We start from the raw sequence: 9,999 nt of genomic DNA, 5'->3' as shown, positions 1-9,999 counted from the left end.
CCCCCCCCGAGCCGTTCCCACACCGCGTTACGGCGGCGCGCCAGGACCGCGCGCAGCCGCTCGGCCAGCGGCTCGGGCAGCGCGTTGCGCTCGTCGGCCAGCAGTTCGTCCAGCCGCCGCTCCGCCGCCGCGGACGCCTCGCTCTGTGCCTGCGCCTCGGCCAGCGTCTCGGCCTGGCGGTCGCGGCCCGGCAGCTTCAGCATCCGGATCAGCAATGGCAGTGTGAGCCCTTGTACGACCAGAGTGCCGATCACCGTCGTAAACGTGAGGAACAGCACCAGATTGCGCCCGGGAAACGGCCGGTGGTCCTCCAGTGTCAGCGGAATGGAGAACGCGATCGCCAGCGACACCACTCCGCGCATGCCCGCCCAGCCGACGATCAGCGGCGCGGTCCAGGTGGTCTCCGGCTCGCGCTCCCTGATCCGCCGGAACATCGCGCGCGGCAGGAAGGTCGCGGGATAGACCCAGACGAACCGGACCACCACCACCGCCACGAACACACCGACGGCATAGAGCAGCGACTCGCCGACGCCGTACTCGCCGAGCCCTTCCAGCACCACCGGCAGTTGGAGCCCGATCAGGGCGAAGACCGCCGACTCCAGGATGAACGCGACCATCTTCCACACCGCGTGCTCCTGGAGCCTGGTCGCGAAGTCCACCTGCCAGGAGCGGTGTCCCAGATAGAGCGCGACCACCACGACGGCGAGCACACCCGACGCGCCCACCTGCTCGGCCAGCGCGTAGGCGACGAACGGGATCAGCAGCGAGAGGGTGTTCTGGAGCAGGGCCTCCTTGAGATGCGTACGCAGCCAGTGCAGCGGCACCATCAGCAGCAGACCGACACCGATGCCGCCGAGCGACGCCAGCGCGAACTCCCGCAGTCCGCCCGCCCAGGTCGCGCCCGCGCCGACCGCCGCGGCCAGCGCCACCTTGAACGCGGTGATCGCGGTGGCGTCGTTCACCAGCGACTCGCCCTGGAGGATGGTGGTGATCCGGCTCGGCAGCCGCAGCCGGCGCGCGATGGCCGTGGCCGCCACGGCGTCCGGTGGCGCGATGACCGCGCCCAGCACCAGGGCCGCCGTCAGCGGCAGATCGGGCACCTGCAGATAGGCGAGCCAGCCCACCACGACCGTGGCGAAGAGGACATAGCCGACCGAGAGCAGCGCGACGGGCCGGATGTTCGCCCGCAGATCGAGATACGAACTGTCCACCGCGGCCGTGTACAGCAAGGGCGGCAGCAGCAGTGGCAGCACGATGTGCGGATCGAGTGTGTAGGTGGGCACGCCCGGCACGTACGACGCGACCAGTCCCGCCGCCACCAGCAGCAGCGGTGCCGCCACGGGTGTCCTGCGCGCGGCACCGGCGATCGCCGCGCTCGCCGCCACCAGCGCCACCAGGGGCAATACGTCCATCCCACCGTCCTCACACGCGTCGTAACCTGGTCATCATGAGTGAGTGCCCCCATGTTGCGGAACTTCCGCGTCCCGAGCCCGCCCCACGGGGTGAGACCTGCGTGGAGTGTCTGGCGGTCGGCGGACACCCGGTCCAGTTGCGGCTCTGCCTCGTCTGCGGACAGGTCGGATGCTGTGACTCCTCCCCGTACCAGCACGCCACAGCACACTTCAAGGAAACGGGCCACGCGGTGATGCGGAGCTTCGAACCCGGCGAGAGCTGGCGTTGGTGCTATGTCGACGGTTCGATCGTCTGAGCCGACGGTTCGATGACGATTCGATCGTGTCCGGGCCGACGGTTCGATCGTTCGAGGGCTGGGTACGTCAACCCTCCCCCGGTTGCTCGTAATTGAGCATCGCAGACCTCTAGCCACTTTCTGCGTTCATGCGCTTACCATGAGTGACGGCCGTCGGACGGGGGTCCCCGGCGACACGGCACCACGGAATCGCGATAGCGTCGCCAGTCCAGACCGGCTACGTACCGACTACGTACCGCGCGGCTTCGGGACATCCCCCGTCCCGGAGCCCTGAAGAGCTTGTGCCACCTTGGAGGTGAGGGTGTCCCAGATCGCAGGCGAGCCCGGGACCCAGGACTTCGTGGAAGTCCGGCTGCCCGCTGCGGGTGCCTACCTGTCCGTGCTGCGTACGGCCACGGCCGGCCTCGCGGCGCGCTTGGACTTCACCCTCGACGAGATCGAGGACCTGCGTATCGCGGTGGACGAGGCCTGCGCGATCCTGCTTCAGCAGGCCGTACCTGGCTCCGTTCTGAGCTGTGTCTTCCGCCTTGTGGAGGACGCGCTCGAAGTGACCGTCTCGGCTCCCACCACGGACGGGCGCGCTCCGGAGCGCGACACCTTCGCCTGGACGGTGCTCTCGGCGCTGGCCGGCAAGGTCGACTCGACGGTGGCGGAGGACCGTACGGTCACCATCAGCCTCTACAAACAGCGCGGCGCGGGACCCGGGCCGGCGTGACGAACGAGGAACGGGGACGGTCCGGTGCGTGACGAGGGGCGCATCCCACGGGAACCGCGGGGAGGGCACGAAGCTCCCGAGGAGCTGGTGCTCGCCCCCGCGGGCATCCCGGAGCAGCAGGCCCGTCCCCACCCGGAGGACGGACTTGACGGCCACACGGCCGCGGCGGAGCAGGCGCAGGCAGAGCGGGCGGCCTTTATGAGCGAGCAGCACAACGAGAAGCACCACGATCCACATGACCGCAGCGGTGCGCGGGCGATGTTCGTCGAGCTGCGCAAGCTGCCCGACGGCTCGCCCGAGCGGGCCGCCCTCAGAAACCAGCTGGTGCGGATGCATCTGCCGCTGGTCGAGCATCTGGCGAGACGGTTCCGCAACCGCGGCGAGCCGCTCGACGATCTGACACAGGTCGCGACGATCGGTCTGATCAAGTCGGTGGACCGGTTCGATCCGGAGCGCGGTGTCGAGTTCTCGACATACGCGACACCGACGGTGGTCGGCGAGATCAAGCGGCACTTCCGGGACAAGGGCTGGGCGGTGCGGGTGCCGCGCCGGCTCCAGGAGCTCCGGCTCTCCCTGACGACGGCCACGGCCGAACTCTCCCAGCAGCACGGCCGTTCGCCCACGGTCCATGAGCTGGCGGAGCGGCTCGGCATCTCGGAGGAAGAGGTCCTGGAAGGGCTGGAGTCCGCCAACGCGTACTCCACACTGTCGCTGGACGTCCCGGACACGGACGACGAGTCACCGGCGGTGGCGGACACACTGGGCGCGGAGGACGAGGCGCTGGAAGGTGTCGAGTACCGCGAGTCGCTCAAGCCGCTGCTGGAGGATCTGCCGCCGAGAGAGAAACGGATCCTGCTGCTCCGCTTCTTCGGCAATATGACCCAGTCGCAGATCGCGCAGGAGGTCGGTATCTCGCAGATGCATGTCTCGCGTCTGCTGGCCCGCACCTTGGCGCAGCTCCGTGAGCGGCTGCTGGTGGAGGAGTAAGAAGGGCGTTACGGAGCGCAGAGAAGCGTTACGTCACCGGGGTTACGCCAAGGGCCCGGCCGTGCGGGACGTGCTTGCTCAGACGTCGCGGGCCGGGCTGTAAATCAGGCTCAGTTACGGATCAGGCGTCGCGGGCCGGGCCACGGATGCCGAGGGCTTCCGTGGTCGTCGGGTTGACGATCAGCACCAGACCGGTCACCGCGACCACCGCGAGCGCGATCCCGGCCGGGATCAGTCCGCCCGAGGCACGCAGCAGCGTCCAGGCGACGGGCAGCGCCATGATCTGGGTGATCAGCGCCGGGCCCCGGCTCCAGCCACGGCGCAGCAGCAGTCCCCGGGCGGCGAGCAGCGGGATGACGCCGAGGACGATCAGCGTGATGCCGCCCATCTCCGCCTGCTGAGGGCTGTCGGGCCGCCCGAGCACACCCATCACCAGCAGATACGCACCGCCGACGACCAGCGCCAGGGCTTCGAGCCCGCAGACGGCGGCGGCTGCGGTCAGTCGCGCGGGACGCGACGAGGGCGCGGGGGCGGTGGTCTCTTCGCTGCTGCTCACCCTTGCAGGGTAACCACAGCCCGTAGGCGAGCCTCCTGGCAGGCCTGGCTCGTACCGCAATGGGCCCCGCCGTCCCGGAGACGACCCTTCCGCGCCCGGCCGGTAATCTGCTGGGCATGCGCGCACTCCTTGTGGTCAATCCGGCAGCAACCACCACCAGTGCACGCACCCGCGACGTCCTCATGCACGCGCTCGCCAGCGAGATGAAGCTGGAGGCGGTGACCACGGAATACCGTGGTCACGCCCGTGACCTGGGCAGACGCGCCGCGGACTCGGACGATATCGAGCTGGTCGTCGCGCTCGGCGGCGACGGCACCGTCAACGAGGTCGTCAACGGTCTGCTCCACAACGGCCCGGATCCGGACCGGCTGCCACGGCTCGCGGTGGTGCCCGGTGGCTCGACCAATGTCTTCGCCCGTGCGCTCGGGCTGCCCAATGACGCGGTGGAGGCGACGGGCGCGATCCTGGACGCACTGGCCCTGCGGAGCGAACGTACGGTCGGTCTGGGACTGGCGGCCGGTACGCCCGGGACCGAGGACGAGGCGGTGCCGTCCCGCTGGTTCACCTTCTGCGCCGGCTTCGGTTTTGATGCCGGTGTGATCGGCCGGGTCGAACAGCAGCGGGAGCGCGGAAAGCGTTCCACACACGCTCTTTATGTGCGTCAGGTCGTACGGCAGTTCCTGGAGGAGCCGCATCGCAGACAGGGCCTCATCACACTGGAGCGTCCCGGCGCGGATCCGGTCGAGGATCTTGTGCTGTCCATAGTCTGCAACACCGCGCCCTGGACCTACCTGGGCAATCGTCCGCTGTACGCCTCTCCCGAGGCGTCCTTCGACGCGGCCCTGGACATCCTCGGGCTGACTAGATTGTCGACAACCGCGGTGGCCAGATATGCCACGCAACTGCTCACTTCGAGCCCCGATCGGGGCCCTCATGGACGGCACGCGGTGTCTCTTCATGATCTGACCGACTTCACCTTGCATTCCAAGGCACCCCTCCCTCTACAGATGGACGGAGACCACCTCGGACTGCGTACGAGCGTGACGTTCACAGGCGTACGCCGTGCACTGCGTGTGATTGTGTGAGTGGAAGGGGCCAAAGTCCTTTCACTCGAACGTTTAGGCTGGGATCCACCCCATGGAAGTACGGCTGTGACCTAGTCGACACCGAGGAATCAAAAAAAACTTTTCAGAAGGGGTTGTATCCGCCGCCGAGGTTTGCGAATCTCTACTTGGCGATCGGGACGGCCCGCAACATCGGCCTCCATGAGAACCGGAACCCCTCCTCATTCCAAGGACCACACCAGTCCATCTGGCGGTCGGCCCTTCCCTTGTCGAGGGATTCGTGAAAGCGTTCACATTCACAAGCAATCTGCACGTAATACCAAGAGAGGTAGCAGCCATGGACTGGCGTCACAACGCCGTTTGCCGCGAGGAAGACCCCGAGCTGTTCTTCCCCATCGGCAACACCGGTCCTGCGCTGCTGCAGATCGAGGAAGCCAAGGCCGTCTGCCGTCGCTGCCCCGTCATGGAGCAGTGTCTGCAGTGGGCGCTCGAGTCCGGCCAGGACTCGGGTGTCTGGGGTGGCCTCAGCGAGGACGAGCGCCGCGCTATGAAGCGCCGCGCCGCTCGCAACCGGGCGCGTAACGCGACCGCCTGAAGCACCCTGCACGAGCCTCAGCCCGGCGGAGCGTACAGCGTGTACGCATAGCCCCGCCCCCGAACCGCAGCGCGCAGTACCCCCCGATGCGCATCGCCCAGTGAGCTTCAAGCCGAGCCCCGGACCGTCACCACGGTCCGGGGCTCGCTGCTGTCCGCTGTTCGCGCCGGGCGCCCGAGCGGCCGACTGTCTGTGTCAACTCGCCGCCGCGTACACCATCCGTACGGCTACTTCTCTTACGACTGCTTCCCATACGGCTATTTCTGCGGCTCCACCGGAATGTCCAGTACGACGCGCGTACCGCGCACCGGCGCCGGCACCATGTCGAAGCCGCCGCCCAACTCGCCCTCCACCAGCGTCCGTACGATCTGGAGCCCCAGATTGCCGGCCCGCCGCGGATCGAATCCCTCGGGCAGACCGCGTCCGTCGTCCTGGACGGTGATCAGCAGCCGACCGTCCGAACGAGGGCCGTCCCCGCGCTTCTTGGTCAGTTCACCGCCGCGGGCGCCGCTGCGGACCACCGAGACATCGACCCGGCCCTGCTCGCCCGGCGCGAAGGCATGCTCCAGGGCGTTCTGGAGGATCTCGGTGAGCACCATCGAGAGCGGAGTGGCCACTTCGGCGTCGAGAATGCCGAACCGGCCGGTGCGCCGGCAGACGACCGTGCCCGGTGAGATCTCGGCGACCATCGCCAGCACCCGGTCGGCGATCTCGTCGAACTCCACCCGCTCGTCCAGATTCTGGGACAGCGTCTCATGCACGATCGCGATCGAACCGACGCGCCGTACGGCCTCGTCCAGGGCCTCCCGGCCCTGTGGTGAATCCATTCGCCGGGCCTGGAGACGGAGCAGCGCGGCGACGGTCTGGAGGTTGTTCTTCACCCGGTGGTGGATCTCCCGGATGGTGGCGTCCTTGGTGATCAACTCACGCTCGCGGCGCCGGAGTTCCGTGACGTCCCGGAGCAGCACCAGCGAGCCGATCCGGGTGCCCTTGGGCTTGAGCGGGATCGCGCGGAGCTGGATGACACCGCCGCTGCCCTCGACCTCGGTCTCCCTGGGCGCGTAACCGCTGGCGAGTTTGACCATCGCCTCGTCCACCGGGCCACGGGCCGGGGCCAGTTCATCGGTGGTCCGGCCAAGGTGATGGCCGACCAGATCGGAGGCGAGTCCCAGCCGGTGGTACGCGGAGAGGGCGTTGGGGCTCGCGTACTGGACGACTCCCTCGGCATCGAGCCGGATCAGTCCGTCGCCCACGCGCGGTGAGGCGTCCATGTCGACCTGCTGGCCCGGGAAGGGAAAGGATCCCGCGGCGATCATCTGGGCCAGATCGGAGGCGGACTGGAGATAGGTCAGCTCCAGCCGGCTGGGCGTGCGGACCGTGAGCAGATTCGTATTGCGCGCGATGACTCCGAGGACGCGGCCCTCCCGCCGTACGGGAATGGACTCGACCCGTACCGGCACCTCCTCGCGCCACTCGGGATCGCCCTCCCTGACGATGCGTCCCTCGTCCAGAGCCGCGTCGAGCAGCGGTCTGCGGCCCCGGGGCACGAGATGGCCGACCATGTCGTCCTGGTAGGAGGTGGGGCCGGTGTTGGGACGCATCTGGGCGACGGACACATAGCGGGTGCCGTCCCGGGTGGGCACCCAGAGGACGAGATCGGCGAAGGAGAGATCGGAGAGGAGCTGCCACTCCGAGACCAGCAGATGCAGCCACTCGAGGTCGGACTCACTGAGGGCTGTGTGCTGTCGTACGAGGTCGTTCATGGAGGGCACACAGGCGAGCGTACCCGCGCGGCAACAACCGGCACGAACCGTGGTCTGTCGCGAACGGCCGCGGGGAAATAGGCTCGGTACACGCATGGACAGCGAAGAATGGTCTAGTCCACAATGACGCTATAGAGCCTCCACTCTCCCCGCACAGGAGGGTGGACCGAGGTGCCGGCGCTCTCTGCCCTGACTGCGGCGGAACCTCTCCCACGGCCGAACGGGACCGCACACCCGTCGGCCGAGCAACTCCGGGCTGCGGTGCCGGACGGGTTGAGGGTCCCGTCGCGGCGCCGCGGCCCGCGGGTGAGCGGCCCGCCGGTGCCGTCAGTACCGTCTCAGCGCCGTCAGCGCAGTCAGTGTCTTCAATGGGTTTCCGTGACCTTCGCGAGGGCCCTGGGGGCGTCCGGGTCCTGGCCTCTGGCAATGGTCACCTCGTACGCCAGAAGCTGGAGCGGCAGAATCTCCAGGACCGGCTGGAGCTCCTCGGGAACGCCGTCCGTAGGGAGCGCGAAGCCCGCCGACGCCGTCTCGACCTCCGCCGCCGGGCCGACCACGAACAGATCGGCGCCCCGGCCGCGCAGCCGTTCCAGCACCGGCCGCAGGGCCTCGCCGCCCTTGCCGTCGGGGACGACGGCGATCACCGGCGAGATGTTGTCGACCATCGCCAGCGGGCCGTGCAGCAGATCCGCGCCGGAGTACGCGAGCGCCGGGATGTAGCTGGTCTCCATCAGCTTCAGGGCCGCCTCCTTGGCCGTCGGATAGCCGTAGCCACGGGAGGTGATGACCATCCGTTCGGCGAAGCGGTAGCGGGAGGCGAGCGTCCGCGCCTCGTCCCGGCGGGCGAGGATCCGCTCGGCGAGATCCGGCAGGACACCGGCCGCCGCGCCGTCACCGCCGCCGAGTCCCTCGACAAAGAGATAAAGCGCGAGGAGCGAGGCCGTGTACGTCTTGGTGGCGGGAAGCGCACGCTCCGGGCCCGCCAGAATGTCGACATGGAACTCGGACACGGCGGCCAGCGGTGAGTCCGGGCTGTTGGTGACCGCGAGCGTGACCGCGCCGGCGTCCCGGGCCGCCCGGGTGGAGGCCACCAGATCCGGCGAGCCGCCCGACTGGCTGACGGTGACGACCAGCACATCGGTGAGGTCCGGCTTGGCGCCGTAGGCCGTCGTGGTGGACATGGAGGCCAGACCGCAGGGCAGGCCGAGCCGGATCTCCAGCAGATACTTCGCGTAGAGCGCCGCGTTGTCCGACGTACCGCGGGCGGCGAGCAGTACGAAGCGCGGACTCCGCGCCGCGATCGCCGCCGCCACCTCGCGGATCCGGGGCGCGCCGTCACGCACGACGCGCCGGAGCACCGCGGGCTGCTCCGCGATCTCGCCGGACATGATCCGGCCCGGCGGCTCGCCCTCGTCCGGATCCTCGGGCTTCTCGGGCTCATCGGGCTCATCGGGCGAGAACACGGCTGGCATGGTGGTTTCTCCCCTTCTCCTCGAAGGCTTCCGCCAGCCCAGTCGACCATGGAGGTCCGAGGCCACGCCAGCCGACGTGAACGGCCCGGACGTGTTCCGAAGGCTCTCCGTCCGGCAGGGTGCCTCTGCTAGATTGGTCTATACCACATCGGACACACCATCAGATCGGCAGGCCCAGCGTGGAAGTTGTCATCGTCCAGGACGCGACGGCAGGCGGCGAACTCATCGCGGAGAGCATCGCCGCCCTGCTGCGCCGCAAGCGCGACGCCCTGCTGGGCGTGGCCACCGGTTCGAGCCCGCTGCCCATCTATCAGGCCCTGACGGCCAAGGTCCGCTCCGGCGCCGTGGACGCCTCGGCCGCGCGGATCGCCCAGCTCGACGAGTACGTGGGACTGCCCGCCGGCCATCCCGAGTCGTACCGCTCGGTCGTGCTGCGCGAGGTGGTCGAGCCGCTGGGCCTGCCGGAGAGCGCCTTCATGGGCCCGGACGGCAGCGCCGAGGACGTCCAGGCGGCGTGCGAGGCGTACGACCGCGCGCTGGCCGAGGCCGGCGGCGTGGATCTCCAGCTCCTCGGTATCGGCACGGACGGGCACATAGGCTTCAACGAGCCCTGCTCCTCGCTCGTCTCGCGCACCCGGATCAAGACGCTCACGCGCCAGACGAGGGCGGACAACGCGCGCTTCTTCGACAGTCCCGAGGAGGTGCCGCACCATGTCATCACCCAGGGCATCGGCACGATCCTGGAGGCCCGCCATCTGGTGCTGCTCGCCACCGGCGAGGGCAAGGCCGAGGCGGTGGCGCAGGCCGTCGAGGGCCCGCTCGCCGCGGTGGTGCCGGCCTCCGCGCTCCAGCTCCATCCGCACGCGACGGTCGTCGTGGACGAGGCCGCCGCGTCGAAGCTGAAGCTGGCCGACTACTTCCGTGACACCTTCGCCGCGAAGCCGAGCTGGCAGGGCATCTGACTCTCACGGGTGTCCTCAGGCGCCGGACGGGCCGCCGTGCCGCCCGTCCGGCGCCTGAGGACCGAGTACAGCGCTAGGGCCTCTCGTTTGGATCTTGCTGGGCTCGCGTGCCCTGGCGCCGCGCCTCGCCGCGTTGTCGTCGGTCACCAGGGCTCCGCCATGGCTCCCTCCTCCGCC

Annotated in this window: 10 protein-coding genes; 6 read left to right on the top strand and 4 right to left on the bottom strand. The window is 69.1% G+C overall.

Translation table 11 applies throughout. The features are described from left to right. Window positions 1–1,412 (bottom strand): Na+/H+ antiporter (locus GA0115259_RS17425; protein ID WP_093597605.1); only part of this gene is annotated, 1,412 nt, incomplete at its 3' end. Between the two features lie 35 nt (window positions 1,413–1,447). Between GA0115259_RS17425 and GA0115259_RS17420 the strand changes: the two genes are divergently transcribed. The 3 genes from GA0115259_RS17420 (at window position 1,448) to GA0115259_RS17410 (ending at window position 3,410) form a co-directional block, all read left to right on the top strand. Continuing rightward, window positions 1,448–1,708 (top strand): UBP-type zinc finger domain-containing protein, encoded by a 261-nt coding sequence (locus GA0115259_RS17420; protein WP_093597603.1) that lies wholly within the window; start codon window positions 1,448–1,450, stop codon window positions 1,706–1,708. A gap of 301 nt (window positions 1,709–2,009) precedes the next feature. After that, window positions 2,010–2,423, top strand: coding sequence for an ATP-binding protein (locus GA0115259_RS17415; protein ID WP_066950067.1), 414 nt, complete (start codon window positions 2,010–2,012; stop codon window positions 2,421–2,423). A gap of 42 nt (window positions 2,424–2,465) precedes the next feature. Further along, entirely contained in the window at window positions 2,466–3,410 is a 945-nt protein-coding gene (locus tag GA0115259_RS17410; RefSeq protein WP_093597613.1) for an RNA polymerase sigma factor SigF, read from the top strand. Window positions 3,411–3,531: 121 nt separating this feature from the next. Here GA0115259_RS17410 and GA0115259_RS17405 read toward each other — a convergent pair whose 3' ends face one another. Further along, entirely contained in the window at window positions 3,532–3,966 is a 435-nt protein-coding gene (locus GA0115259_RS17405; RefSeq protein ID WP_176732576.1) for a hypothetical protein, read from the bottom strand. Between the two features lie 116 nt (window positions 3,967–4,082). Here GA0115259_RS17405 and GA0115259_RS17400 point away from each other — a divergent pair, with 116 nt between their 5' ends. Together GA0115259_RS17400 and GA0115259_RS17395 are read left to right on the top strand one after the other, a co-directional pair. Continuing rightward, window positions 4,083–5,051: a diacylglycerol/lipid kinase family protein gene (locus tag GA0115259_RS17400; RefSeq protein WP_093597607.1), complete on the top strand. Its 969-nt coding sequence runs from the start codon at window positions 4,083–4,085 to the stop codon at window positions 5,049–5,051. 316 nt (window positions 5,052–5,367) lie between these two features. Continuing rightward, entirely contained in the window at window positions 5,368–5,625 is a 258-nt protein-coding gene (locus tag GA0115259_RS17395) for a WhiB family transcriptional regulator (RefSeq protein WP_004937597.1), read from the top strand. 257 nt (window positions 5,626–5,882) lie between these two features. On the opposite strand, the gene GA0115259_RS17390 is transcribed toward GA0115259_RS17395, so the two are convergent. Then, window positions 5,883–7,388 carry a sensor histidine kinase gene (locus GA0115259_RS17390; RefSeq protein WP_093597600.1) on the bottom strand — a complete coding sequence of 502 codons (1,506 nt, stop codon included), beginning with the start codon at window positions 7,386–7,388 and terminating at the stop codon, window positions 5,883–5,885. 365 nt (window positions 7,389–7,753) lie between these two features. Beyond that, on the bottom strand, window positions 7,754–8,776 hold the full coding sequence (locus GA0115259_RS17385; protein WP_370748041.1) for an SIS domain-containing protein: 1,023 nt from the start codon (window positions 8,774–8,776) through the stop codon (window positions 7,754–7,756). Between the two features lie 263 nt (window positions 8,777–9,039). On the opposite strand from GA0115259_RS17385, the gene nagB reads away from it, so the two are divergent. Then, window positions 9,040–9,822, top strand: coding sequence for a glucosamine-6-phosphate deaminase (gene nagB / locus GA0115259_RS17380; protein WP_093597594.1), 783 nt, complete (start codon window positions 9,040–9,042; stop codon window positions 9,820–9,822). Window positions 9,823–9,999: the final 177 nt, after the last annotated feature.

The sequence above is a fragment of the Streptomyces sp. MnatMP-M17 genome (assembly GCF_900091995.1).
In the GTDB taxonomy this organism is placed as follows: Bacteria; Actinomycetota; Actinomycetes; order Streptomycetales; family Streptomycetaceae; genus Streptomyces.
Note: the sequence above shows the minus strand (reverse complement) of the source record. Positions and strands in the feature narration are given on the sequence as shown.

Excerpts from the sequence above, each read along its gene's own strand:
- GA0115259_RS17420 (WP_093597603.1), top strand. The coding sequence starts at position 1,448 with ATGAGTGAGTGCCCCCATGTTGCGGAACTTCCGCGTCCCGAGCCCGCC.
- GA0115259_RS17400 (WP_093597607.1), top strand. The coding sequence starts at position 4,083 with ATGCGCGCACTCCTTGTGGTCAATCCGGCAGCAACCACCACCAGTGCA.
- GA0115259_RS17395 (WP_004937597.1), top strand. The coding sequence starts at position 5,368 with ATGGACTGGCGTCACAACGCCGTTTGCCGCGAGGAAGACCCCGAGCTG.
- GA0115259_RS17390 (WP_093597600.1), bottom strand. The coding sequence starts at position 7,388 with ATGAACGACCTCGTACGACAGCACACAGCCCTCAGTGAGTCCGACCTC.
- GA0115259_RS17385 (WP_370748041.1), bottom strand. The coding sequence starts at position 8,776 with ATGTCCGGCGAGATCGCGGAGCAGCCCGCGGTGCTCCGGCGCGTCGTG.